23 protein-coding genes and 4 pseudogenes are annotated in these 24,774 nt (G+C 32.4%); 21 read left to right on the top strand and 6 right to left on the bottom strand.

All coding sequences use genetic code 11. The features are described 5' to 3' along the window. Positions 1–157 precede the first annotated feature (157 nt). A pseudogene (locus ACIGHG_RS20320) lies at positions 158–412 on the bottom strand (ClbS/DfsB family four-helix bundle protein); the annotation flags it as partial. Between the two features lie 168 nt (positions 413–580). Here ACIGHG_RS20320 and ACIGHG_RS20315 point away from each other — a divergent pair. From ACIGHG_RS20315 to ACIGHG_RS20295, 5 genes and pseudogenes are all read left to right on the top strand, one after another. Beyond that, positions 581–1,063 carry a DUF2975 domain-containing protein gene (locus ACIGHG_RS20315; RefSeq protein WP_336474198.1) on the top strand — a complete coding sequence of 161 codons (483 nt, stop codon included), beginning with the start codon at positions 581–583 and terminating at the stop codon, positions 1,061–1,063. 10 nt (positions 1,064–1,073) lie between these two features. Continuing rightward, positions 1,074–1,292, top strand: coding sequence for a helix-turn-helix domain-containing protein (locus ACIGHG_RS20310; RefSeq protein WP_004434885.1), 219 nt, complete (start codon positions 1,074–1,076; stop codon positions 1,290–1,292). An 88-nt stretch (positions 1,293–1,380) separates the two neighbouring features. Beyond that, positions 1,381–1,767 (top strand): annotated as a pseudogene (locus ACIGHG_RS20305) (DUF3967 domain-containing protein); the annotation flags it as partial. 179 nt (positions 1,768–1,946) lie between these two features. After that, a complete protein-coding gene (locus ACIGHG_RS20300; protein WP_336474197.1) occupies positions 1,947–2,492 on the top strand; it encodes a GNAT family N-acetyltransferase in 546 nt (181 codons plus the stop codon). A 164-nt stretch (positions 2,493–2,656) separates the two neighbouring features. Beyond that, positions 2,657–2,841: pseudogene (locus ACIGHG_RS20295) on the top strand (chorismate synthase); the annotation flags it as partial. Positions 2,842–2,903: 62 nt separating this feature from the next. Here ACIGHG_RS20295 and ACIGHG_RS20290 read toward each other — a convergent pair. Beyond that, positions 2,904–3,674: a sulfite exporter TauE/SafE family protein gene (locus ACIGHG_RS20290; protein WP_396550234.1), complete on the bottom strand. Its 771-nt coding sequence runs from the start codon at positions 3,672–3,674 to the stop codon at positions 2,904–2,906. Between the two features lie 465 nt (positions 3,675–4,139). Here ACIGHG_RS20290 and ACIGHG_RS20285 point away from each other — a divergent pair, with 465 nt between their 5' ends. From ACIGHG_RS20285 to ACIGHG_RS20265, 5 genes are all read left to right on the top strand, one after another. Then, positions 4,140–4,922 (top strand): TrmB family transcriptional regulator, encoded by a 783-nt coding sequence (locus ACIGHG_RS20285; RefSeq protein WP_336474195.1) that lies wholly within the window; start codon positions 4,140–4,142, stop codon positions 4,920–4,922. A 322-nt stretch (positions 4,923–5,244) separates the two neighbouring features. Further along, the gene (locus tag ACIGHG_RS20280) at positions 5,245–5,811 is read left to right on the top strand and encodes a sigma-70 family RNA polymerase sigma factor (RefSeq protein WP_336474194.1); all 567 of its coding nucleotides are present in this window, start codon (positions 5,245–5,247) and stop codon (positions 5,809–5,811) included. After that, positions 5,808–6,908 (top strand): DUF4179 domain-containing protein, encoded by a 1,101-nt coding sequence (locus ACIGHG_RS20275; RefSeq protein ID WP_396550231.1) that lies wholly within the window; start codon positions 5,808–5,810, stop codon positions 6,906–6,908. Before ACIGHG_RS20280 ends, ACIGHG_RS20275 begins: the two co-directional genes overlap by 4 nt. A 107-nt stretch (positions 6,909–7,015) precedes the next feature. After that, the gene (locus ACIGHG_RS20270; protein WP_090914817.1) at positions 7,016–7,264 is read left to right on the top strand and encodes a GlsB/YeaQ/YmgE family stress response membrane protein; all 249 of its coding nucleotides are present in this window, start codon (positions 7,016–7,018) and stop codon (positions 7,262–7,264) included. Positions 7,265–7,363: 99 nt separating this feature from the next. Further along, entirely contained in the window at positions 7,364–7,759 is a 396-nt protein-coding gene (locus ACIGHG_RS20265) for a cytosolic protein (RefSeq protein WP_336474192.1), read from the top strand. 814 nt (positions 7,760–8,573) lie between these two features. Here ACIGHG_RS20265 and ACIGHG_RS20260 read toward each other — a convergent pair. Both ACIGHG_RS20260 and ACIGHG_RS20255 read right to left on the bottom strand, forming a co-directional pair. Beyond that, positions 8,574–8,891: pseudogene (locus tag ACIGHG_RS20260) on the bottom strand (alpha-helical endospore appendage domain-containing protein); the annotation flags it as partial. A 506-nt stretch (positions 8,892–9,397) separates the two neighbouring features. Further along, positions 9,398–10,609: an MDR family MFS transporter gene (locus ACIGHG_RS20255; protein WP_336474191.1), complete on the bottom strand. Its 1,212-nt coding sequence runs from the start codon at positions 10,607–10,609 to the stop codon at positions 9,398–9,400. A 100-nt stretch (positions 10,610–10,709) separates the two neighbouring features. Here ACIGHG_RS20255 and ACIGHG_RS20250 point away from each other — a divergent pair, with 100 nt between their 5' ends. From ACIGHG_RS20250 to ACIGHG_RS20235, 4 genes are all read left to right on the top strand, one after another. After that, positions 10,710–12,485 carry an SgrR family transcriptional regulator gene (locus ACIGHG_RS20250; protein ID WP_396550228.1) on the top strand — a complete coding sequence of 592 codons (1,776 nt, stop codon included), beginning with the start codon at positions 10,710–10,712 and terminating at the stop codon, positions 12,483–12,485. A 164-nt stretch (positions 12,486–12,649) separates the two neighbouring features. Continuing rightward, entirely contained in the window at positions 12,650–13,273 is a 624-nt protein-coding gene (locus ACIGHG_RS20245; protein ID WP_396550226.1) for a YhbD family protein, read from the top strand. 13 nt (positions 13,274–13,286) lie between these two features. Further along, a complete protein-coding gene (locus tag ACIGHG_RS20240; protein WP_336474485.1) occupies positions 13,287–13,997 on the top strand; it encodes a polymer-forming cytoskeletal protein in 711 nt (236 codons plus the stop codon). Positions 13,998–14,023: 26 nt separating this feature from the next. Beyond that, positions 14,024–14,731 carry a cytoplasmic protein gene (locus ACIGHG_RS20235; RefSeq protein WP_396550224.1) on the top strand — a complete coding sequence of 236 codons (708 nt, stop codon included), beginning with the start codon at positions 14,024–14,026 and terminating at the stop codon, positions 14,729–14,731. 376 nt (positions 14,732–15,107) lie between these two features. Here the strand turns inward: ACIGHG_RS20235 and ACIGHG_RS20230 are convergent, their stop codons facing one another. Further along, entirely contained in the window at positions 15,108–15,428 is a 321-nt protein-coding gene (locus tag ACIGHG_RS20230) for a hypothetical protein (protein ID WP_336474483.1), read from the bottom strand. Between the two features lie 694 nt (positions 15,429–16,122). Between ACIGHG_RS20230 and ACIGHG_RS20225 the strand changes: the two genes are divergently transcribed. The 4 genes from ACIGHG_RS20225 to ACIGHG_RS20210 all read left to right on the top strand — a co-directional run bounded on the left by ACIGHG_RS20225 (position 16,123) and on the right by ACIGHG_RS20210 (position 19,518). Next, positions 16,123–16,980: a DegV family protein gene (locus ACIGHG_RS20225; protein ID WP_336474482.1), complete on the top strand. Its 858-nt coding sequence runs from the start codon at positions 16,123–16,125 to the stop codon at positions 16,978–16,980. A gap of 148 nt (positions 16,981–17,128) precedes the next feature. Continuing rightward, the gene (locus ACIGHG_RS20220; protein ID WP_336474481.1) at positions 17,129–17,776 is read left to right on the top strand and encodes a response regulator transcription factor; all 648 of its coding nucleotides are present in this window, start codon (positions 17,129–17,131) and stop codon (positions 17,774–17,776) included. Further along, complete coding sequence (locus ACIGHG_RS20215) at positions 17,769–19,148, top strand: sensor histidine kinase (RefSeq protein WP_396550220.1); 1,380 nt, start codon at positions 17,769–17,771, stop codon at positions 19,146–19,148. Before ACIGHG_RS20220 ends, ACIGHG_RS20215 begins: the two co-directional genes overlap by 8 nt. Before the next feature lie 139 nt (positions 19,149–19,287). Further along, positions 19,288–19,518, top strand: a complete 231-nt coding sequence (locus tag ACIGHG_RS20210; protein ID WP_336474479.1) for a hypothetical protein — start codon at positions 19,288–19,290, stop codon at positions 19,516–19,518. 172 nt (positions 19,519–19,690) lie between these two features. Here ACIGHG_RS20210 and ACIGHG_RS20205 read toward each other — a convergent pair whose 3' ends face one another. After that, positions 19,691–20,851 carry a tyrosine-type recombinase/integrase gene (locus tag ACIGHG_RS20205; protein WP_336474478.1) on the bottom strand — a complete coding sequence of 387 codons (1,161 nt, stop codon included), beginning with the start codon at positions 20,849–20,851 and terminating at the stop codon, positions 19,691–19,693. Between the two features lie 351 nt (positions 20,852–21,202). Here ACIGHG_RS20205 and ACIGHG_RS20200 point away from each other — a divergent pair, with 351 nt between their 5' ends. The 3 genes from ACIGHG_RS20200 to ACIGHG_RS20190 all read left to right on the top strand — a co-directional run bounded on the left by ACIGHG_RS20200 (position 21,203) and on the right by ACIGHG_RS20190 (position 24,754). Then, on the top strand, positions 21,203–22,186 hold the full coding sequence (locus tag ACIGHG_RS20200) for a DNA-binding protein (protein WP_396550218.1): 984 nt from the start codon (positions 21,203–21,205) through the stop codon (positions 22,184–22,186). Positions 22,187–22,769: 583 nt separating this feature from the next. Next, the gene (locus tag ACIGHG_RS20195) at positions 22,770–24,206 is read left to right on the top strand and encodes an FAD-binding oxidoreductase (RefSeq protein ID WP_396550216.1); all 1,437 of its coding nucleotides are present in this window, start codon (positions 22,770–22,772) and stop codon (positions 24,204–24,206) included. Further along, on the top strand, positions 24,203–24,754 hold the full coding sequence (locus ACIGHG_RS20190; RefSeq protein WP_336474475.1) for an MFS transporter: 552 nt from the start codon (positions 24,203–24,205) through the stop codon (positions 24,752–24,754). Before ACIGHG_RS20195 ends, ACIGHG_RS20190 begins: the two co-directional genes overlap by 4 nt. Positions 24,755–24,774: the final 20 nt, after the last annotated feature.

Genomic DNA, 24,774 nt, shown 5'->3' with positions numbered 1-24,774 from the left:
TCCATCCCCCTCACATTCTGAACGAGCCACTTCCGCTTTTCTTAAGAAGTTAGGTGGGAGATAAACTGCTGGCATGCGCCCGATTGGTGAGGGCTGATAATCAATGGGGGATGAAGAAAACCCCCACTGATTAAAGTTTCACTTTATAAAAGAGGTGTATTCGGACTAACTTTGTCAATTCTTCCTCCTGTTGTTTTAAGGTTAAAATCTCGTATTGCTCATAAAAAGATTGATAAAGTCCACCTTGTTCGTCTTTTTCCCATGATAACAACAAATTAATCCACCTCAATTGATAAGAAAGTATTTCAGAAGGAGATTTGTCCACTTCGGAGATATGTTTATCTCTCAACTCTTCAGGAATAGCCTTAAATTCTTCAATAAATTTCTTATAGGCTTTATCGATTGATTCAATTTAAAGTAAGAGCAGTTCTTTGTAATGAGAAATGCTTTTTATTTTTGTCAAAATTAAAAGGATATTTCAATAACAATAATAATATAATAAAAAACAATACAAATTTATTGTAAAACGATAAATCATATGATAAGATCATGTTGTCATTAAATAAGCGAGGTGCTTTTTATGAAACAAGTTACGACACTCTTTTTAAAGCTAGCTGTTATTTTTATAGGAATCCCAGTTCTTGCATTGTGCATATTTTTGGTGCCTAAGATCGGGAATTTTGCTGGAGAATTGTATCCAGATATTGCTTATATGAAATCTCTCGTTTTAATCGATATGTACGCGGCAGCGATACCTTTTTACTTTGCTCTGTATCAAGCTTTTAAACTTTTAAGTTATATTGATAAGAACCGAGCGTTCTCGGAATTATCGGTAAAGGCTTTAAAGAATATAAAATACTGTGCCATCACGATCAGTACCTTGTACTTGCTAGGTATGCCACTCTACTATCTCATGGCGGAAAAAGTTGACCCTCCAAGTATCATACCAATCGGATTGGTCATTATTTTCGCCTCTATGGTGATCGCCGTTTTTGCTGCTGTTCTCCAAAGACTTTTACAAGAAGCTATTAATATAAAATCAGAAAATGATTTAACGGTCTGAGGTGGAGGATATGGCAATTATTATTAATATTGATGTGATGTTAGCAAAACGAAAAATGAGCGTAACGGAGCTTTCGGAGAGGGTTGGGATTACGATGGCGAATCTTTCCATTCTGAAAAATGGGAAAGCAAAAGCGGTTCGTTTTTCAACATTAGAAGCGATATGTAAGACTTTGGATTGTCAACCAGGTGATATTTTGGAGTACAAAAGCGACGAAGACACTCAATAAAAACAGACAACAACTTTCTTCAACCAATGGGATTAGATAGTGAAATTAAAATGAAGGGATAGCGATTAAGCTATCCCTTCTCTGCGTTTATCATAAAGACGTAGCAACTATAGAACGATTAGTAACAGCTATGAACAAAAAGAACGTAACGCTAGAACAGGCTATAAATCTAGCAATGACAAGTGTTGGAAAAAATGAGATAGCAACTGTTGCTACAGATAGCGTAGCAGATACAGAACACATAAAAGCATTAACAGAACGTATAGAACGATTAGAACAACTTAATTTAGAGTTAATTCAAAGATTGGACCAACAAAGTAAACTTTTACAGGAAAGTGATGCTCAAAGAATAATAAGAGAAGAACAAAGAGATATTCAATTAATGCAAGTATTAAGAGAAATACAAGATAGTAAGCGCCTAATAGCAGCTTCAGAACAGAAGAAATCACTTTGGAGTCGTCTATTTGGTAAATAAATTAGAATTTCATAATAAAAAAAGATTCACTCCTTATCTATTTTTATATAAGGAGTGAGTCTTTTTTGGGGCTACCAATAATAATATGTTATGGTAACTTGAAATGAATACGATATTTATCAATTTTTCCTTTCATTAACCATGATAAAATTGTATGAAAGGGATATCGGAGGGGTTTTATGAAACTAGTAGGACAACAAATATATCTTCGACTTTACAAGATTTCTGACGCCAGCGAGTTAGCTAAGTTACATACTAGAAATCGCGAATTTTTTCAACGAGTTTGCCCATTACTCCCAGAAGTCTTTTATACAGAAGAACACCAAAAAATACGCATTGAACGGTCATTAAAAAAGAAAGATGAAGGGCAAATATATGCTTTTGGAATCTTTTTAAAAGTAACTGATAAACTTATCGGAGACATTTCATTAACTCAAATTGCTAGGGGAGATGTCCAAAGCTGTTATACGGGATTTACTTTAGATAAGGAGCATAATACAAAGGGCTATACAACAGAAGCTCTTCAACTTGTTGTAGACTTTGCTTTTAGAGAATTAAAACTACATAGAATTGAAGCAGGAGCTATGCCTGACAATATAGCATCTATTCGTGTATTAGAAAAAGTAGGGTTTAAAAAAGAAGGTATAGCTAAAGAAAATGTAAAGATTAATGGTAAATGGACAGATCATCAAATATTAGCTATCATCAACAGTTTGGATGTGTAAGCTCATTTCACTTCCTCTAACGAAAATTATGTAAATGCGAAACAAGTTTTGAATGTATCATTAGCAGAGATACAAATCATTACAGAACATTCGCCCGTTCGTTGTTTAGATTGAGAAGCAGAAAGAGCGATGATGGAAGCAATTGATGCAGCAAAAAGCAATGGAAGGAAATGTTTCAAGCAAGTATTGAACGTTCAAATAGCTGCGCTGTATTAGCAGCAAGTGTAGTAGCGGAAGCTGTTGTAGCTTGGGAGCTGCTGATGCATTAGTAGAACAGTTTGGACAAGATCGTATGGAGCTGATAAAGAACAATATTGCTCAGCACAAGAAGTACGCGAAAGGATTTTAAATGCAACAATAAAAGTCGCTATTTCTATTTTAAAGAGAGAGTGACTTTTATTGTTTCATGAATTAAATAAGATGTAGATAATCTAAAATGTTTTTTCCAATTAAAAAGAGAGTTACTGCGATAAATAATATTCTGACATACGATACACCTTTTTTAATCGCGAAGTTGGAGCCTACAAGAGCTCCTAAAATCATCGCAATCCCCATCGGAATTCCATATGAAAAATTCACGATATCTAAGTATAAAAACATGATGAGAGCGGCAATGTTACTACCAAAATTAAGAACTTTTGCATTGCCGGCTGATTGAATAAAATCAAAGCCAATCATTAAAAAGGAAAATAGCAAAAACGAACCAGTTCCAGCTCCAAAGAATCCATCATAAAATCCAATCATAAATACTGCTATCGCAAAGACCGCTCCTCTTTTCCGGCTCATTCCTTCATATTTGGAATCTTTTCCCCAATCCTTTTTTAGAATTGTATAGATAGCAACTGCAATTAATAATACTAACACTAACGGTTTTAATACTTGTGAGGAAATATGTTTTACCACATATGCACCAAAAAACGAGCCAAGAACAGTCAAAGGGAATAATTTAGATACAAGTCGAAAATTTATTTTTCCTGATTTCATAAACGATATAGTGCTTGTTAAAGCTCCCATTGAACTTGCCAATTTATTTGTAGCAATTGCTGTTGAAGGTGGCAATCCTGTAAACAGTAAGGCCGGGATAGAAATCAAACCACCGCCTCCAACTACTGAATCAATGAATGCAGCTAAAAAACCAGATAGTACTAAAAAAGCTAATGTGTATAAGTTTATATCTTCCATAATAACTACTCCCTATAATATAAATTTGTTTTTAGCGAAAGGATTTGATATTTAGTCACTATTGAAGTAGTGACTAAATATATGTTAGCAAAATCATAAGTATTTGTGAATGAAAAATTTAAAAATAATGACTGATGAGGAAAGTTGATGAATTAAATTATTTAAACCCATCTTGATTTTTTAACATATAAGTCGCTGGCAGGGAGAAAACAAGTGCTCTGCACTTGCTTTCCTCCTTTGTTTTAACCTTTGCCCGTGGCAGGAAAAGGCACTGACTGCTCCTATGCATGGCCAGATGCTCTCGCCCATCTTAAAAGAAAAGGTTTTTATGTCAGTGTTTCAACTTGTATGAATATAATTGATAACACCATAGAAATCATTTACTAAACGGTTGTTTAACGATACTATTAGTTTTAGTAGCTAAATGTTTACTGTTATTTTAAACGCTTATATAGGAAGGTTATTATGGAAAAAATCTTACAAAAAATTCAGTCGCTAGGTTTTAATCAATACGAAGCGAAAGCGTATGTAGCCCTCGTATATTTAGGAGCATCAAGCGCTTATCAAGTAAGTAAACAATCTGGTGTTCCTCGCGCTCGGATATATGAAGTGTTAGAAGGACTGGAAAAAATGGGTGTAGTGATGAAAGAAGAAGTAAATGAGGCTGCACAATATTCTCCTCTGCCTGTTGAGGTATTTCTAGAATCAATTAAACAAAAATGGGAAGATACATATACATCTGTACAACAAGAATTAAAAGCAGTTGAGAATCAAAGGCCAAAAGCTGATCCGCGTGTTACTACTATAAAGGGAGAAGAAACAATACTTTCATTTTGTCGTATTCTCCTTCGCCGTGCTCAAAGCAGAATTATAATTTCTATGTGGGATATGATGTATGAAAAACTTGAAGAAGATTTACAAAAGATGCAAAAAACTTGTAGTCTAAAGGGCATTGTTTTTCAAGTTGAGAATCCATTACCAAATTTAGTTATTCATCGTAAAACCGATTACGTAGATAACATCGGAGAAAAGAAGTGGTTTATTATATCTATTGACGGCAAGGAAATGATTTATGGCCATCCTGTAGAACAAAATGGAAATACCTTTTATACAGATGATCCTGTACATGTGTCTCTATTAGAAAATTACATATGGCATGATGTATTAGTGAATCGATTGATGCAAGAAAGTAAGGAGAATTTACAACCTTGGATTTCTGGGGAAAGAGAGATATTTTTTAATAAATAATCGCCATGTACTCCTTTGTACAATGTGAAAAATATACAGAGACCGCTTAACATTTATTGTAAGCGGTCTTTTTCTTTAATCATACATTTTACGAAAAAAAATCAACAACAACAAAATACCGTATTCTTTTCTTCCACATATTTTTTTATAGTTTCCTTTAAATTTATAATCAAAATGAAAAAAGAAGTATCTGAAATTGATAAGCTACAAAATTCACATCCAAAATAAAAGGGATTTTTTACAGTTATTGTGAGAGAAAAAATTTTTTCACACGTTATATAGAGTGTAAAAGCTTTTACAAAAATGTAAGGAGAGTTGTCACATGAAGTCTACTCATACAAATTTTATTCGGCGATTACAGCGACAAAAAGAAGACGCGCTCGAATTCATAGTCGATATGTATTTGCCACTAATAAAAGGAATTACTTATAAAATTCTTGCTCCACTTGAAAACAAAGGTGTCATAGAAGAATGTATAAATGATGTTTTTTTGTCCATATGGAACAATTCGAAAAAGTTTCATGGAGATCAAACCGATTTTAAGAAATGGATTTGTGCGATTGCGAAGTTTAAAGCAATTGATTATTACCGAAAGGCTGCTAAAAATATAGAACTTCCTCAAAATTATATGGATTTAAATGGCGAAAAGTCACCAGAAGATGAACTAATTTTAGTAGAAGATCGAAATGAACTCATAAAGTTAATGAATCAGTTAGAACCGATGGATAGAGAGATTTTTATTATGAAGTTTCTTCTAGGTTTAAAGACGGAAGATATAGCACAAAAATTTGGTTTAACTAGAGCAGCTGTAGATAATCGGATTTATCGGGGGAAAAAGAAGCTCCATAAAACTGCTACAAATCTTAATTTGGGAGGTAGTGTGGTATGAAGGATATTTATGAATTATTAAATGATATAAATATAGACGAAACAGAGTTTGAGGAGATGGAAGCAACAGAATTTGAAAAGGCAAACATGAAACGTACTTTAAAACAATCCATACATAGGAAGAAACATACAAAAAGTTGGAAAGTAAAAATCGCTGCAGCTACAGTTATTGTTGGTTTATCAGCTACTACTTTCGGATTAGCGTTTCCTACTTATGCGGGGAGTTTACCTATAATAGGTGACATTTTTCGATTTTTAGATAATGGGAGAACAGGTCTTTATGATCGTTATAAAGAGTTTTCCACTGAAATGAATATGACAAAAGAAAGTAAAGGCATTAAAGTTACGATTAATGATGCGATTTTTGATGGAAAAAAAACAACAGTAACGTATTCTATTGAAAGTGAGCAAGACTTAGGAGATAAACCTAATGTATTAGGTAATTTGGATTTAATGGATGCAAACGGAATGACAGGAAGTTCTCAAATTTCAAAAGTTGGCGAAAATAAGTATGTAGGCTTAATGACAACTACTCATCATAATCCAAATAAAAAGGATTCTATAAATGTAAGATGGAATGTAGAAGGCATAACAATTCCGGATCAAAAGAAAGAAATTAAAGGCAACTGGAATTTCGCTTTTCATTTAAAAGCAATCGATAGTAATGAAAAATCAATTAGTGGTAGTACAGAAAAAGATGGTGTGAAAGTAAATATGGAAAAGTTAGCAATAACACCAATGTCATTCATTGTTTACTACAACCAAGAGGTTACTAAGGAAGTTAGAAAGAAATGGGATGATGTGGATGTAGAGTTAGAAATTAAAGATGACTTAGGAAATCAATATTCGGGGGAAGGAAACGGAGGGACAGGGAAAGATCCATATAATATTAGCTGGAGTAAAACTTTTCAAAAGCTTGATAAAAATGCAACAAAACTAATTATAACGCCCCATGTTAATTTGCGAATTCACACCCCTAGTAATCATGGTGGAGTAGAAATGGCAGGAGGGAAAGAAAAGAAGATTTCAGTGCCAGAAAAATCTGGTGAAGAGAAGAATTTTGTTTTAGAAGACATTGTTATTAATTTTAAAAAATAACAATATTATATGAACATTTTAGCGTATTTTTCCATAAAAATGTAGCATAACTAAAGATAAGTAATTACACGTTTGATATGTTTACAATTTTAAGGAGGAAACAGCGCATGGCATTTTTATGGTCATTAATTATTGGCGGCATTTTAGGATGGTTTGCTAGCTTGATTATTGGAAAAGATGTTCCTGGTGGTGTAATTGGTAATATTATTGCGGGGATTATTGGATCTTGGATAGGTACATCACTTCTTGGCAAATTCGGCCCTGTGATTGGTGGTTTTTCTATTGTCCCAGCTTTAATTGGTTCCGTTATTCTTATTTTTATTGTTAGCTTTTTGCTTCGCATGATGAAAAAGTAAAGTATGAGGACTGTTTACTTGAGTAAACAGTCCTTTTTTCATTTTGTGTTATATTGATAAATCTGTTATGCTAGTGACATAACATTTGGAGGTGTCAACATGAAAAATTTTACAGTTAATTTTCATCAAGAAGATAACGCAAAAGCAACGACTGTTTATAAATTAAATGAAGATGACTTTAATAAAGCAACAGAAGGCGGTACACGTCATCTGTTTGATTTAGATACAAATGTAGGGTTTTTTGTCTTCTTTGATGCAGAAGATGCTGAAGGTAATGAGCAATATTTAATGCTTCAATATGAAGGGGATCAAGAAGAACCAAGCGCGTGCTACGGTTTTGATTTAAAACTATTTTATCAATTTGTAGCCCTGTATTTAAATGATCTTGAATTCCAAGGTGAAACTGATGAAGAAGAGGAAGAATATGGTCCAATTCATCATTTAGCTCATTTACTTTATCACATCGTAGAAGATGGTAAAGAGATTGAAGCTTAAAACCTTGATAAAATGCGGTTTCTAACATTTTGGAAACCGCATTTTATGGTATTTGCAAACATTAGTTATCCAAATGAAGTCGCGTTCAAACAAGGTTCAAGATTCTGTCATCTTTTTAAAATATAAAATATGCATCTTGCTAGTAAAATCTCTGTTATATATAAAAAACGAGCTAATATTCATTCAGCTCGTTTTTTGTTTCTATCATCAATCAATGCCCGTCTAGAAAAAGTAGTATTAAATTCTTTTATGGAATCATTCACTACATATCCAGCAGTAGATAAAATAATAGTTAATCGCAGTCAATAATGGTAATGCTGATATTAATGGTCCTTGTTCCTAAGGTAAGAAGTATAGCAGTAACAATTACTAATTCAGGCCCGTCAATGACTATAAAAGTAGCGGTAAAATTACCTGAAGCAGCAGTAGTAGCAACAGGAATACTGACAATAGGGACGCTTCCATCAATTAACACTTGACTAGAAAGAGTTGTAAGCATTCATCAAGAAATAGTAATAGTGACGGGGGCACTGACTCCTCCCAAAGCAGAAGCGGTAATGTTTACTGTCCCAGGTAAAAAACTAGATGAGAAAGTTGCCGTAAAAAAGCCAGATGGATCTGTAAGAGCAGGGTTAGAAGATATAGTACCAAGAATAGGATCACTTACTGTAAAGGAAACCGGTGTACCTGTTGGAGGGGGACTTCCATTCACCAACACTTGACCAGAAAGAGTTGAGGGAATAGGCGCTATTATATTAATAGTAGTTGGATTAGCGTTCAGGGTAATCGTTGTTGTGGATGGAGGAGGGAGAGGAGATACAGTTGCTAATAGATCCAGAACATTTTCAAATTTGAACTCAAGCAGCATTTCCTTTTTGATGACATCGCGAAGGGTTCTTTGTACACTTGAGTCGACAGTAAGAAGATTAGATATCGTAACTACTGGAGGAGAAAGTGTAGTTCTTCCCGGCGGTAATGTTCCTAAAACAAATTGAAGCTTCTCTGCCTCCGCATTGATAATATGAGCCAAAGCTAATTCTTCTAGAGCAATAGAGCTTAAAAGCAATGGAATCGTCTGTGCAGTAGAAATAGAAATAGTAGGTGTGATATTAGGGATATTTGGAAAAGACAAGATGCATTCATCCTTTCTAGGAAACCATCGAATCATCTGATTTCATACATGGGTCTCCCTTGTTTTTATTTTTACATTATAGTTAATTCAGACAGGCGAATGTTGGTAACGGATAAATCCCCAGAGGTAGGAGTCTATTTTGGTGTAAAAGAGGGGAGATATTATAAGGTCAATCATTTTTTATCATTATGAATATGTTACTAGTGGAAAGTAAGTAGGGGAATGATTTCACATCAGGGAGAATTTCGATCCTTATGATGTTTTCTTTTTGCATATTGTATACATGTAAAGTTAACATAACATTATCGGAAGTGTTTTTTATAAATAATTAGAGGAGAGGATTATTGGATGGATCATATGCGTTCTTACTGATATGTCATTGATAAAAATGTAATATTACAAATAGATAAAATGAATGTTAAATAGTTAATTCGTTCTCCATATAATATCACATCGTAGAAGACGGTAAAGAGATTGAAGCTTAATTACATAAGAAAGGCTGCTCCTTATGCGGACAGCCTTTTTGCTTTGTCTTGTTTAAGAATATAAGTTATAAAGAGATATTGGCAGGTGCCGCCAATAATAAGAAAAACGGCACAAATATTAAATAAGAAACTCCCGCTAAAGTGTTGTAATAATAACGCTCCAGCTGCTGGACCAAGCATTCGTGAAATATCCCAGTGCGTACCGTAAATAGAGAAATAAATCCCTCGCATATGTTCCGGGGCTAATTCGGAAACGAAACGTAACAGATGATTTAAAGCTATACTTTCTCCAATTGTTAAAATAAGTATTGTGAAAAATAGTAACCATAATGTATGAGAGTAGCCGTAGCCTATCGCAGCAATCGTATAACAAACATAAGAGATAACAATAATTTTTTGCATAGAAAATTTCTCTGCCCATTTTACGACTCCTACTTGCAAAACAATTTCCATGATTCCTTTACATGAAGCCATGAAAGTAAAAACAAACATAAAATTTGTGAATAATTCTTTTTCGGCATATATTCGATAGTTTGTTTCTATTTGAGCGTAGAAAAAACTAATCGGCAACATAAAGATCATAAGTCCAAACACACTAAAATGTTGTGATAAAAAATTTCTCCAATTCGTAGGTGTAGTTTTTTGTTCATCATGTTGTAATAGGGGAGCAGTTTCTGGAAGTTGTGCCCACACAAGAATAGAATAGAGAAATAAAGCAGTAGCTTCTAAGATAAAAAGAATAATTGGATTATCATTGTAGAATAGATATCCAAGTGCAGGACCAATAATTGCTCCGACTGCTCCAACTGTTTGAATGAGAGCAAATACTTCGGCTTGCTTTTCTTTCTCTGTTACATCAGCAATTTGTGCTCGTTGTGCAGGAATATAAAGAGAACGCCCTAGACCATTCATAATGTAAAAGAGAGCAAATAGTATAACGGATTCGGCAAAAATAAAACCAGTCATAGCGCATGCTTGTAATAATAGTCCAGTTAGAATAATTTTTTTTCGTCCATATCGATCTGTAATGCTACCGCCAAAAAGTGTAAAGATAATTTCACTAAGCGGTTGCAGCCCAAAAAGTAACATTGTAAACAAGGCGTTTCCATTTAATGCTTTGTTTACATATATGATAAAAATTAGTGCGAGCATTGCTCCTGTTATACTTGTTAATAGCTCTCCAAATAACCGAATCCATATAGGTTTACTGTAACGTTTTGCAAATGTCATCATTTCATTCTCTCCTTTCTATATGGAAATTTTATGATGGAAAGGAAAGAGGAAAAAGAGTAGAATGAAGCAAAGAAATTTTTCATCTTTTAGGGGGATATGCATGATCATTTTGGACCATTACATACAACTTTGGCTGCATTATGCAAAGGGGAAAGAACTTAGTGAAAACATAGAAATATCGCTGCAAGACATTTCAAAATCATTATATTGTACAGATCGAAATAGCAAATTCACAATAAAAAAACTAGAAGAAATACAATGGATTAGTTGGTTTCCAGGACGCGGAAGAGGAAATCGCTCGAAAATCGCTTTTTTACAAAATCCGGCAACGCTTATTTTTGAAAAAGGAAAAGAACTTGTAAAGCAAGGCGAAATTAAAAGTGGAAAAAATTTCATTCAAACATATGCAGAGCATTTTCCCTACATAATAGAACAATTTCAAATTTGGATTGATACACTTTTTGGATACCACATTGAACATTCACCGCAAGGAAGAATCGATGTTTTACGTTTAAACATGCGCATACAACCAATTACATGTCTAGATCCTATGTATGTAACTCTTCGTTCTGAGTGTCACATTGTTAAGCATGTTTGTGATACGCTTGTTCATTATAATGAAATAACGAATGAAGTTGAACCGCGCCTCGCTTTTTATTGGGAATACAATCATACATATAAAATATGGACATTTTATCTCCGCAAAGGCGTTCATTTTCATAATCAAAAATTGTTTACTGCTCGCGATGTCAAGTATACTTTCACTCGTTTTTTAAGTACAAAAGACAATCCTTATCGTTGGATGCTACAAGATATTGAAAGAATACATATTGTAGATGAATATACGATTGAAATTCATTTACAAAGAGAAAATGAATTATTTTTACATATTTTAGGTGGAGAACATTGTTCTATTATTTCCGAATCGCATGCAAAGGAGAATAATCAATACATATTAAATGGAACAGGTCCATTCAAACTCGTTAAAAATAATGATGCACTACTTATTTTAGAAGTAAATCCTTTGTATTTTCGTGAGCGCCCATTTCTTGATCGTATTGAGCTTTGGTATTCACAAGATATAAGTAGTCATAGCGGCTATGAAGTTTTATTAGATTCTTTACAGCATGATAGAAAGAACGTTCAAAAAGAAATGTCTCAATTAGAAGCGAACGTAACATATATAACACTCAATACAAAAAAACAAGGTCCTATGCAACATATGGTTTTTCGACAAGCATTAAAACAGATTATCAATGGCATGCAAATATTAAACGATTTAAAAGGTGAACGCAAAGAAGCAGCGACGAATCTGTTATTAGGAAAAACCAATGAAATAAGTAAAGAAAGTTCAATCAAAGAGTTATTAGGAAATAGTGGATATAACGGAGAAACATTATATTTATGTACCTTTCAAGAGCAAGATCATGTTGAGGATTCACATTGGATTCAAAGGGAATGTGCTAAGTATGGAATTAAAATAGAATTATCTTTTTTAGATGCACACGAACTTCTTACATTTCGAACAATACAAGAAGCTGATTTGATTCATGATAGTGCTACAATAAGCGAGCACGCTGAATTAAGTTATCTATATTTACTACTAACGACCAATAGTTTTCTTCATCAGCATAGTTCTTTCAATTTAAATGAAAAGTTGAAACGTGTATTTAAGGAACAGAACCGGAGTGTGCGTATGCAATTGTTAGGGGAAACAGAACAGGAGCTGCTAGAGAATATTCATATCATTCCTTTGTATCGAAATTATATGACGATACATACGCATGAGACTATACAAAATGTAACAATTAACTCCCAGGGCTGGATTAACTTTTATCATATATGGTTTAAGCATACATATAACGTAACAAAGTAAAGTGCTCATAACCCCTCATTTCGTCGATTATCATACGATGAAATGAGGGGTTTTTTCTTTTAAAAGAGCGGATTGCAGTCTATTTTTCATAAAAATGGGAAAACGCACCTTTACAGCGTAACAGTGTTATGTTACATTGAATAAAAAGAAGGGAGAGAAAAATTTTGAGTCAGGACTTAATTTCGAAAAAAGATTTGCTAGATCTTACTGGAATCTCCTATGGTCAGCTATATAGGTGGAAAAGAAAAAACTTAATACCAGAAGATTGGTTTGTGCGAAAATCCACGTTTACAGGGCAGGAGACGTTTTTTCCTAAAGAAAAGATTTTAGATAGAATCGAAAAAATTCAAACGATGAAAGAAAATTTATCTCTTGATGATTTGGCGGATATGTTTTCACCAAATGTGAATGAGGTTTGTTTAACAAAGGAAGAAATTGTAAAACGCGGGATTGCTTCAGAATCAGTGGTCAGTTTTTTTATAGAGCAAAATCAAGAAATGAATAAATTTCGTTTTGCAAAAATCCTTTTTATTTATATTTTAGAAAAAGTACTTCAGTCTGGAGAGATTAGCCTTGAAGAAGGAAGAATGGTTTTACATGTTTTAAATGAGCACTATGAAATGATGAAGAACAAACATGGTGAGCTTATTTTTATTCGAAAGTTAGGTATTTCAACATGTTTCTTACTTTCGAGTGTAGAGGATTTATATTTTGATCAGGGTACTAAAATTGTTATACGTTTACCTTTAATGATTTGTACAGAAGAATTAAAAACAAAGTTGTTATGATGGAGGGAAAGTAGTGAAAACAGATGACTTATTAATTAATGGACATGGAATGTCGAACGGAGGGCAGTTTCGCAATGTACAATTAAACGGAAGAGGGACAGTAAATGGGGATTTAGAATGTGTGGATTTCGAATGTAACGGTTCTGGTCATGTAAATGGAGATATAAAAGCTGAGACAGTAAAAATAAGTGGTTCCGGAAAGATAAATGGAAAAATAGATGCCATGCAAATGAGCATTGAAGGCAGCGGCAGTATACAACAGGATGCGGTTGTAAAGAAAATAAAAATTTCCGGTAAAGGAACAGTCGGAGGAAATGTATCTGGTGAGGATATGAATATTCGCGGTAAAGCAATTATTGATGGGAATTGTGAAGTAGATACATTCAATTCAGAAGGACAATTTATCGTGGGTGGCTTATTGAGTGCAGATGATATTTTTATTGATATGCACGGAGAATGTAAAGCAAAAGAAATAGGCGGTCAAACGATTAACATAAAATATAAGAAATCCGCTTTAAGTTGGCTCTTCGAAACAATGTTTACTCCTCGAATGGAAACAGAGTTAATAGAAGGGGACAATATTATAGTTGAGTATACAAACACGAACACAATTCGAGGTAACAATGTTACGGTTGGACCAAATTGTGAAATTAATCTTATTGAATATACAGGGGTTTGTACAATCGATAAAAACGCTAACGTAAAAGAAAGTCGAAAAATTTAAATTTTTAATAGAAAGGGAAAGATAGCATGAAAGAACAGTATAACCTTAGTTTAAATGGTTCTGGTAATTCATCAGGCGGTACCTACAAAAATGTCAAAATTTGCGGAGAAGGAACAATTTTGGATGATATTGATTGCGATGCGTTTAAGACGTATGGAGCGAGTGAAGTGCAAGGAAATGTAAAAGCACACATGGTAACTGTGTTTGGAGAGACGAAAATTCGTGGAGATTTGCATTCAGAAAATGTGAAAGTTAACGGTAATCTTGAAGTTAGTGGTCCGGTAAAAGTGAAACGTACAAAAGTACGAGGGATGTTTGACATTGGTGAAAATTTTACTGGTGAAGAGATCGATATAACAGGTGGAATAAATGTGAAAGGAAACTTAGAAGCAGAGAATTTCACATTAAATGGAGGCCTTACGATTACAGATATGCTGAATGCGGGAAATATTAATATCATTCTAAGATATGAGCACAGCAATGTAAAAGAAATAGGCGGCGAGAAAATTACAGTTCAAAAAAAATCATCGTTTTTTCCTTTCTCAAAACACGGAGGATATCTTCATGCCAATATAATCGAAGGGGATGAGGTTTATCTTGAATACACAAAAGCTGATGTTGTTCGAGGTAACAATGTTACGATTGGTCCAGAGTGTGAAATCGGTGTGGTAGAATATCACGAAAGTTACAAAAATGCAGATCAATCAATTGTGAAAGAATATAAACAAATATAGCGGGAGTACTGAAAAACATGATTTAAGAGCTATTTTATCCCGTATTAACGGGCAGTAATACTCCCACCTCAAAATTCAGCGAAAGCATTGTCCAGCTCCAGTGGCTAGAATGTTCGGTGGCTTCGCTTCTTCCTACGAGGTAAAAAACCCCTCTACGTCAGAAGCTCCATTCCCCTCACATTCTGAACGAGACACTTCCACTTTTTTCAAGAAGTTAGGTGGGAGATAAACTGCCCGTAAAAGCCCGATTGGTTCAACTAATATTCCGTGTTTAACCTCAAGATTTAGAGAAAAGTTTGAGTAAATTGAATAAAAGCACTCCCTTCATATGAAGAGAGTGCTTTTATTTTAATGATTCAAAAACTACAAACTGGAATTATTCTTCAATAATTTCGTATTCTTCATCTGCTAATAATAAAATTTGTAATTTCTTACCCTTAGTATGTACTTCAATTACATCATACGTTCCTAAATTTTTTACTTTATTTGCTGAAGCATTTACCATTCCTTCAACAGAGTCGATTAAAATATCTTCTTCGATGTAAGATTCAGGTAAAGACATATCTTCAGTTTCTAATACACATGCATATAAATTTTGTAAATCAGTAGCTGATGGGTTTAATTCCTCAACATCAATTATATTTTTTACTGCATCTACATGCTCTTCTTTCGGTTGATATACTTTAATTTTAGCCATATTCTATTCTCCTTTATTTCTTAATCTAAGAGGCTATATATTATTATAACGTTTTTTATGAAAAACATGAAACAGTAACATAGCTATAAATAAAAAGTAATACAATTCTATAAACTTTTATCGTTTTTTTATTTATCCCGATATTCGTGGGGGTCTTACTGCCCGTAAAAGCCCGATTGGGTGAGCTTTCTATCCGAGGGGGATGAAGAACCCCCCATCGGATGGAAGTTTCACTTTATACAAGTTAAAAAATGACATACCCTCTTTCTTTTTAAGGGGAGCATCTGGCCGCGCATAGAAACGGTCTTACCACATACAAGGTTTAAAACAAAAAGAAAAAACGAGTATAGGTTATGTTGTATTCTGCATAGCAACGACTTACAAAGAAAAGCGGAGCCGACTGTTTAGGCCCGTTGGCTAAGGTTCTTTCACACAGAAGGTGTTTTTTACCTTCTTGTGTGGAAGGTTCTTAGACATGAGGGCCTAGAAGGCAGAGCTAGACAAAGATGTCGGAAAATTAAAATGGATATATATTTTAGAAAAAATTCATTGTTGCTTCCTTGTGTGAATACAATATAGTAGAAATGTTATATATATAATTTTTCCCTTTCTTAATTTTTGTATTGCATATATAATTTAGAGGAGACGAATCGGACTGTTATGTATTTATAAAAGAATTGAGGTTTAACGAACAATGACAATAAAAATTATTACAGATAGTGCGGCGGACTTACCGAAAGAACTGCTTCATACTTATGATATAGAGGTTATCCCTCTTCGTGTATATGATGAACAAGAAAATGAATTTTTTGACGGGATAACACTAGATCCGATTGACTTACTTCGAAATATGAGAGAAGGAAAAGTATATAGAACATCATTACCTTCTTTAGAAAAAGTTCAAGAAGTATTTACTACATACGCAAAACAAGATGCTACCTGTATTTATATAGCTTTTTCTTCCGAGCTTTCTGGCACATATCAATCTTCTGTTCTTGTAAAAGAGGAAGTAAAAGAAACATATCCTAATTTTTCTTTAGATATTATTGATACAAAATGTATATCAATTGGTCAAGGATTAGTTGTATTAGAAGCTGCCAAACTGGCACAAAACGGAGCAACAAAAGAGGAAGTATTAAATCGTATTGCATTTATGACTAAGCATATGGAACACATATTTACTGTTGCGGATTTACAATATTTAGTTCGTGGTGGACGATTAAGTAAAGTAGCAGGGTTTATAGGTGGTTTATTAAATATTAAGCCTATTTTAAATGTAGAAGAGGGAAAACTTATTCCGCTAGAAAAAATACGCGGCCGGAAGAAAGCATTTCAACATATAGTAGATATTATGGAAACAAGGGGTAAAGACCTTGAAAATCAAACAATTGGAATTTCACACGGCGATGATTTAGAAAGTGTAAACATATTAACAGAAATGATTACTGAAAAATTTGGATGCAAAGTATTTGTAGTAAATTCGATTGGTGCGGCTGTAGGAGCCCACGCCGGTCCGGGAACATTAGCTATCTTTTTCTTAAATGAAATATAAGAAGGAAAAAGTCTCTTAAAAATAAGGGGCTTTTTCTTTTTTATTTGTCATTTTGCTGTAACAAACACTAATTATAATCATAAATGGAAATAGAAGAAATGAGAGAGTATAATTAGTAAAATATATGTATTGTATACGGGGGAACAATATGAGGATATTAATTGCTGATGATGAACAAGATATGTTGAAAATTTTAAAAGCTTATTTTGAAAAGGAAGGCTTTCAAGTTTTTTTAGCTAAAGATGGAGAGGAAGCTTTACATACCTTCTATCATGAGAAAATAGATTTAGCAATTTTAGATTGGATGATGCCGAAAATAAATGGCTTATCTGTTTGTAAAGAAATGAAGAAAAATTCCAGTATAAAAGTTTTAATGCTCACAGCAAAAAGTGAAAATGATGATGAATTAACAGCACTAAATTGCGGAGCAGATGAATATGTAAAAAAACCATTTCATCCAGGAATTTTAATTACGCGAGCAAAGAAACTTCTCAATAAAGACGAAGTTGTTCGAATCAAAAATATAAAAATAGATTTGAATAAGTATAAAATATATAAAGATGAAGAAGAACTTGATGTAACAAAAACAGAATTTGAGCTAATCAAATGCTTCTTATATCATAAAGGAAGTATTTTAACACGAAAGAAATTACTAGATATGGCATGGGGATTCGATTATTTTGGAGAAGAAAGAACGGTTGATACTCATATTAGAAGATTACGCAAAAAAATAGGAGAAGGTATTATAAAAACACATCGAGGTTTAGGATATAGTTTGGAGGAACATAGTGAATAAACTTGGTAAAAAACTATTCATTAGTATATCGATTGCAATTTTTTTAATCTTCACCATTTCACTACTTTTAACGAATTATTTCTTACCAAAGTATAATTTATACAAAACGAAAGAGCAAATAAATAAAGTTACAGCTCAAATAAAACAGCAGTCAAAAGAAGAATTTATAAATGATATTTCAAGAATAGAACAACAGTACAATATATCTATTGTGTATGTGCCAATTAATAGTACAGCAGATGATATAAATTGGTCTTTACGTGAACGACTATCAAAAAAACAAATTACACTAAGTAAATTTTGGATTGTAAAAGAAGATTTAAAACATGTAAAAGAGGGAGGGAAAGTGAATACATTATATGATCAAGAAAAATTGAAAGCCAGCTTCTTTGCTAGTTTTATTGCTAAAGACGACATGCTTGTTTTAGTAGGTGTTTCTATTGCACATTCTAATGAAATTATACAAATGATCAATCAATTTAACCTATATATATTTGGTTTTTCAATTGTTCTTGTGATTGTATTAGTATGGGTGCTATCTAAAAATATAACAAGGCCGCTAAAAGAATTAAGTGATGTTGCAAAAGATATTTCAAATCTAAACTTTAAAAAAGCAAACATTAAAACAAATGATGAAATTGAAGATTTAGCAGTGAGTATTAATGTAATGAGCAATAAATTAAATAAGGCTCATCAAGATTTAACACAGAAAAATGAAAATTTAAAAGTATTTATGGCAAATATTACACATGAATTAAAAACACCTATATCGTTAGTAAAAGCTTATTCTTTAGGAATAAAAGATGGATTAGACGATGGAACGTATGTAGATACGATTATAAAACAAACAGATAATATTTCACATTTGATAGAAGAATTGTTACGTTTTTCTAAAATAGAACGAGATGCTATTAGTAAGGAAACATTTAATGTGGTCTCGCTTTTTTATTCTATATTACAAAAGTATGAAATCGAAATGCAGTCTAAAAATATAAAAATAGATATTGAAGCGAATCAAAGTGAGATGTTTATTACTGCTGATAAAAATAAGATGGAAATGATTTTCAACAATCTCATAACAAATGCTATTAAATACACAACGAACTACAAGATTATCGTGGAATTTAAAGAATTAGAAGAACAAGTATTATTTAATATTAGAAATGGTGTAGATCAACTACACATAAAAGATATTGAAAAGATTTGGGAACCTTTCTTTGTTTTAGAATCATCTAGAAGTAAAGAAATATCTGGTACAGGATTAGGTTTAGCCATTGTAAAAGGAATACTTGAGCGACATGGCTTTCAATATGGTGTGCGTACTTTTGAAAAGGAAATTCAATTTTATATGTATATGGAAAAGAGCTTATAGTATAGGCTCTTTTTTGTTTTAACATAAAGTATATACTGTGAGATAATTATTAAGACAAAATAGAGATTTTATTATATAATTTTCACATAATAAATATTGAAATTTAAACGTTTAAAATTTTTTTCAAGGAGATTTGTGCGTGAAAAACATTGATTTTATTCTTGAAAGTGATGAGGTATTAAAGCCGTCAGAACGACTTATTTTATTATTATTAGAAAAACATAGAATACTATATACAAATGATTTACTCGTTTTATCAAATTTATCGTATAAAACATTAGTAGATTCTTTAGCAACACTTATTATGAAGTCTTATATAATAAAGGAAACTGGAAAAGGACGCAAGCAAAACAGATATAGTTTAATATAATTTGATTATTGTAAACTAAAAGAGGGAGAGCTTATTTGATAGCTCTTCCTCCTTTTGTTTTAACCGCGCATGTAACAGAAAAGGGCCCTATTGCACGGCCAGTTACTCTCGTCCTACTCTAAAAAGAAAGAGATTTTTATGTCGTTTTTTTAACTTGTATATATAAAGAAAATTAAAACTCATCCTCGTGAATTAAAGTACCAGCGTCATGATCTTTCATTAATCGTTGCTTCAAATAATTCTCTTTCGTTGTTCTATCATCTTTATGACCAACAGTTGCTGCGATGATATGTGGAGGTAATTTCTTGTAATCGTATAAATATTGAACATAAAAATGCCGAAAGAAGTGCGGGGTTATTTTTTCATTCCTTGTAAACGATAAATCTGTTTCTTTTATAATTTTGGTAATATATTGTGACAGATAATTTTCTTTATATGCTTTGTGATTTTTTGTTTGAAAAATTGTGCCGCCATGCTGGATTCCTAACTCAATTGGCAAGCGGCGGCGTATTCGGAAAGCAATGACTCGTTCAAATACAGCTTTATTAATAGGTACAATTCGTTCAGAATTCCCCTTTGTATTTACATAAAGATAATAACGATCGCGTAATGCATCAAATTCTAAGTCTTCCCATCTTGCATGTGCAACCTCTGCAACACGTAATCCAGTTGTTGCTAATATGGAAAGCAGGGCATAATTGATAGGGTTATTTTTATAATAGGAAAGCAATTGTTTTACTTCTTCATAAGATAACTCTCTTCTTGGTTTATGTTTTTTTGTTATCGTTGTACTTAGTATATCAATGTACAAAGGTTCTTTAATGTATTCAATTTCATATAACCACTTTAAAAAAGAACGTATAATCCGTAACTTTCTACTTATTGTTGCTGGCTTATAAGTTTCATTTGATTGATAGGAAATAGCTTCTTCAGCAAGCCACTTTTGATAATTACGAATATGTCGTTTTCGTAAATTTATCCAAACTTTACCTTCTATGAAATGTTTCACATCCATTTGTAAAAATTCCGTATGTTCTTTAATAAAAAAATAAAATTGTGATAAATCTCTAGAATAGAGAAGACGTGAAGTATCTTTCACTCGTTTTTCTTTATCAAAATGCGTTTGGCGATTTAAATAATAGTACAAAATTTCTTCATCGGAAAAACCTTCATATGAATATGTATGTTGACGTTCATTTTGTTCTTTTCGATCTTCAGCTTCCTTTAAAAAATCTTCGTTCCAAATCGCAATCGTATTTGCGAATTTTTCTTTATTATTTTTACTATGTAATAACGAATATTGATTATGAATTGGTATTAAATTAAATGTCATGTTATATCAAATCCTTATTTATTTCTTTTATAGTATGAATGAAAGAAAATAAAATATATCTATTATTTATTTTAAAATGAGTGTATATAAAATACAATATTTATTCTAAATCATAGAAAATCACACATTTTCTATAGTTTAAAATTTATTTGTAAAATTTATATTTTGTAAGTTGAATTAAAATAATATAAAATTTAATTTAAAAACAAAAAGAAATTAAGTATGTTTGTAATATACTTATAGTTTCGTATTTACATGTGATATAATAAATTTATACTGTATAACATTTATCTTTTAAGTTCTATTTTCATATAAATTATATTTAGTTTTGATTAGAAAGGATTTATTTTTATGTACGATCAAACATACGATCAATATATGGATACAAATGAGGTAAAAGAATATTTACGTATTTCAAATTTCACATTTAAGAAATTAATGAAGGAACATAAATTAACGCCAATTAATAAAGATACGTGGCGATTGGATGGAAGTTTTTTGTTTCGAAAAAATGAGGTTACTGCATTACAATCTCAATTATGTATAGAAGGAATGACATTAAACCAAGCAAGTAAACAGTTTCATATTAGTATGTATCAATTATGGAAATGGATTGAAGAAGAGAAGTTGTCCTATACAATTCAAATGCATAGAAATAAAGAAACAAAGTTTGTACAAGAAGAAGATGTAAAGAATCTGGCTGAAAAATTAGATGATACCAATAGTCTTTATACATATTCTCGAAAATATAATGTTGTTTTATTTCAAAAGTTTATACAAGGGAATACAATTGCCCGCATAACCTCCATTCCAAAACGGGGAGATATTATCGTAACAGATGAATTTGGAAATGAAATGACATTGCAGCAGGCAAAAGAAGGGGGCTTTTTTGCAGCATATCAATTATCAGACAAGCCAAGAAGCCACCATCAAAAATTTGTTAAGTTTCGCTTTTTGAAAACACACAATTTACGAAGCGATATTTTTCAGCGAATTGATTTCTTATTGCAATATGTCTCACCACGAAACCTTCGAATTTCAGAAGAACACAATTTTTGGATCGTTGAAATTCGCCAATCGCTCATTCAAGTTCCAATACAAATTCAACAAGAGTGGATCGACTCTCTTATGCCATATATAATAGAAGGGAAATTAGCAAAACGCCCCAATAATAGTATTTACTTAGATAGCAATAGTGTTACGAAAAGCATTGTACTATCTTCATCAGAGTATCAATCTATCTCAAATATTGTAAATGAAGAAAAGATTTCAATAGAGGATTTTATTACTTCAGCAATCCGTGAAAAATTAGATCGGTACATGATGAAAAACTAAAAGGCTTATCATATTGTTGATAAGTCTTTTTATATACAAAAATATCCAATTATTATTAAAAATGGCCTTTCAGATTCGTTTTTAAGAGGAAATGAAGTAGAAAATAATACGATAAGGTTCAATTTCTATAAAATTCTTTAAAGGGCCTTATAGGAGCCTTAAATTAATTTTGTCCTGTTTAAACCCGCAAATAGTTTACATAATAATTTTATGTTATTAGAAGATTGAATGAAGTGGCAAAGAATAGATAACTTCCGGCCTCGATTTAGCTCTATGGATTATTGAACGTTTTGTAGGTTTTGAAGTAGCGTATTCTGTTGAAAAAAGACTGGAATATGAAAAAAGAGGTACGGTATGGAGAAGAACATAACTTTAATTTGCAGAAGAAATAAGTAAATTTTTAAGGGGAATCAGTACTTTATAATGAAGTGCTGATTTTTTATTTATCGCGCTATTTATTGGCTACAAAAAAATGAAAAAGATATCTTTACTAATGAAAATATAGCTTTCTATACTTGAAAACAAATGATATAATTTCAAATAAAGTGTAATATTACACTTTATTTGAAAGGGGGAGTATATATTGAAAAGCGCTAAGATAATAATTTCTCTAGTGATATATACAAGTTTACTAACTGTATCTATACATTCATATACAAAACAATTAGCTCAACCTGTTATAGCAGATGCGGGGCGGTTACTTCCGACAAAAGTTAAGCGAATTGAGAGTGTTGAAGATGAAAAGAAGTTACAACAATTTGTTCGAGATGCAAATACTTCAAATGAAAAACTCTCTATTGCTGGGATGCAGCATACGCAAGGGGGGCATACATATTATCCGGATGGCACTGTTTTAGATATGAAAAGTTACAATAAAATATTAGAGTTCAATCCGGAGCAAAAAAGAATAAGAGTGCAGAGCGGTGCAACGTGGAATGATATTCAAAGAGTAATTAATCCATATGGTCTTGCGATTCAAGTTATGCAATCGCAAAATATCTTCACGATTGGTGGTTCTTTAAGTGCAAATGTACACGGGCGAGATATTCGGCATGATGCACTTATAGATACCGTTGCTTCATTTCGGTTATTAATGGCAGACGGTAACATTAAAAATGTAAGTAGAAGTGAAAATGCAGAGTTGTTCTCTCTAGTAATAGGTGGATATGGTCTATTCGGGGTTATTCTAGATGTAACATTAAAGTTAACGGAAGATGAACTATATCAAATACAAACTAAAACGTTAGACTATCGTGAATATACTTCCTATTTTAAGAAACATGTAGAAGGTGATGAAGGTGTGCGTATGCATTTAGCGCGTATTTCTGTTGCACCAGATTCATTTTTACGTGAGATGTACGTGACAAATTACGTTCTCGCTACGGATCAAGAAAAGCGAGAGCAATATAGTACTTTAAAAGAAGAGACAAATGTTGCTCTGCCAAAGTTTTTTCTTGGGTTATCTAGGTATAGTGACCGGGGAAAAACAATGTTTTGGAATATCCAAAAGAAATATTTTGAACATACTGATGGCTCCTATGAAACTCGTAATAACGTCATGAGATTAGATAGTGCATTCATGGAATATGAAAATCCGAATCGTACAGAAATTTTACAAGAGTACTTTATTCCAGTTGATAACTTTTCTATCTATATAGATGACTTAAGAGGCATATTAGAACGTGAAGAACTAAATCTTCTTAATATTACAATTCGATATGTGACAAAAAACGAAAGTGCGGTTTTATCATATGCGAAAGAGGATATGTTTGCTCTTGTCCTTCTTATCAATCAAGGACGTTCTGAAGAAGAAATAGAAAAAACAAAAAAAGTGATTCAGAAGATGGTAAACGTTACTTTACAACATGATGGAAGCTACTATTTGCCATATTATCAATATCCGGAAAAACAGCAGTTACAAAAAGCTTACTCGCGTTCAAATGAATTTTTTCAAAAAAAGAGGGAATATGACCCACAAGAACGGTTTGTTAATCTATTTTACAAGGAGTATGGTCAATGACATATACAAGATTTGTAGTTTCACAAAGTCTCATCATGATGGCAGGAAGTATGGTATTTCCTTTTTATGTATTATTACTAAGGAACGTAGGAAACAGCTTTTCACAATTTGGCTGGGCATATGGTTTATTTGCATTAACATCAGCGCTTTCCTATCCTCTAATCGGTAAAGTCTCTGATCGGTTTGGTGATAAAAAACTGTTAGTCGTATATTCCTGGTCAATGGCTGTTTTAATGCTATGTTTTCCAATCGCTACAGAAGTTTGGCATGTATATATTTTGCAAATTATGATGGGATTGTTAGGAGCTATGCAGAAAAATGCAGAAAAAACATCGCTTGCAAGAAAGGTAGAACGTCAAGAAGCTGGGTATGAAATCGGAAAATATCATGTTTGGACATCTTTAGGAGCAGCAATAGCTATTATTTTAACAGGATATTTAGTGGATTTTTTAACAATCGGAACGATTTTTTATGTTGCTTCCATTCTTTATATGATAAGTGGGATCGTACTTTGGCGTACAAACAATGAAACCATATATACCCGATAACATTTGTTTTCGGGTATATA

This window comes from Bacillus sp. NPDC077411 (assembly GCF_044543425.1).
GTDB classification, from domain to species: Bacteria; Bacillota; Bacilli; order Bacillales; family Bacillaceae_G; genus Bacillus_A; species Bacillus_A bruguierae.
This window is presented reverse-complemented; position numbering and strand designations above follow the sequence as displayed.

Coding starts and splice junctions, on each gene's coding strand:
- ACIGHG_RS20220 (WP_336474481.1), top strand. CDS start 17,129: ATGAGGATATTAATTGCTGATGATGAACAAGATATGTTGAAAATTTTA.
- ACIGHG_RS20225 (WP_336474482.1), top strand. CDS start 16,123: ATGACAATAAAAATTATTACAGATAGTGCGGCGGACTTACCGAAAGAA.
- ACIGHG_RS20255 (WP_336474191.1), bottom strand. CDS start 10,609: ATGATGACATTTGCAAAACGTTACAGTAAACCTATATGGATTCGGTTA.
- ACIGHG_RS20290 (WP_396550234.1), bottom strand. CDS start 3,674: ATGGAAGATATAAACTTATACACATTAGCTTTTTTAGTACTATCTGGT.
- ACIGHG_RS20310 (WP_004434885.1), top strand. CDS start 1,074: ATGGCAATTATTATTAATATTGATGTGATGTTAGCAAAACGAAAAATG.
- ACIGHG_RS20265 (WP_336474192.1), top strand. CDS start 7,364: ATGAAAAATTTTACAGTTAATTTTCATCAAGAAGATAACGCAAAAGCA.
- ACIGHG_RS20235 (WP_396550224.1), top strand. CDS start 14,024: ATGAAAGAACAGTATAACCTTAGTTTAAATGGTTCTGGTAATTCATCA.
- ACIGHG_RS20200 (WP_396550218.1), top strand. CDS start 21,203: ATGTACGATCAAACATACGATCAATATATGGATACAAATGAGGTAAAA.
- ACIGHG_RS20205 (WP_336474478.1), bottom strand. CDS start 20,851: ATGACATTTAATTTAATACCAATTCATAATCAATATTCGTTATTACAT.
- ACIGHG_RS20190 (WP_336474475.1), top strand. CDS start 24,203: ATGACATATACAAGATTTGTAGTTTCACAAAGTCTCATCATGATGGCA.
- ACIGHG_RS20230 (WP_336474483.1), bottom strand. CDS start 15,428: ATGGCTAAAATTAAAGTATATCAACCGAAAGAAGAGCATGTAGATGCA.
- ACIGHG_RS20315 (WP_336474198.1), top strand. CDS start 581: ATGAAACAAGTTACGACACTCTTTTTAAAGCTAGCTGTTATTTTTATA.
- ACIGHG_RS20280 (WP_336474194.1), top strand. CDS start 5,245: ATGAAGTCTACTCATACAAATTTTATTCGGCGATTACAGCGACAAAAA.
- ACIGHG_RS20300 (WP_336474197.1), top strand. CDS start 1,947: ATGAAACTAGTAGGACAACAAATATATCTTCGACTTTACAAGATTTCT.
- ACIGHG_RS20275 (WP_396550231.1), top strand. CDS start 5,808: ATGAAGGATATTTATGAATTATTAAATGATATAAATATAGACGAAACA.
- ACIGHG_RS20270 (WP_090914817.1), top strand. CDS start 7,016: ATGGCATTTTTATGGTCATTAATTATTGGCGGCATTTTAGGATGGTTT.
- ACIGHG_RS20250 (WP_396550228.1), top strand. CDS start 10,710: ATGATCATTTTGGACCATTACATACAACTTTGGCTGCATTATGCAAAG.
- ACIGHG_RS20285 (WP_336474195.1), top strand. CDS start 4,140: ATGGAAAAAATCTTACAAAAAATTCAGTCGCTAGGTTTTAATCAATAC.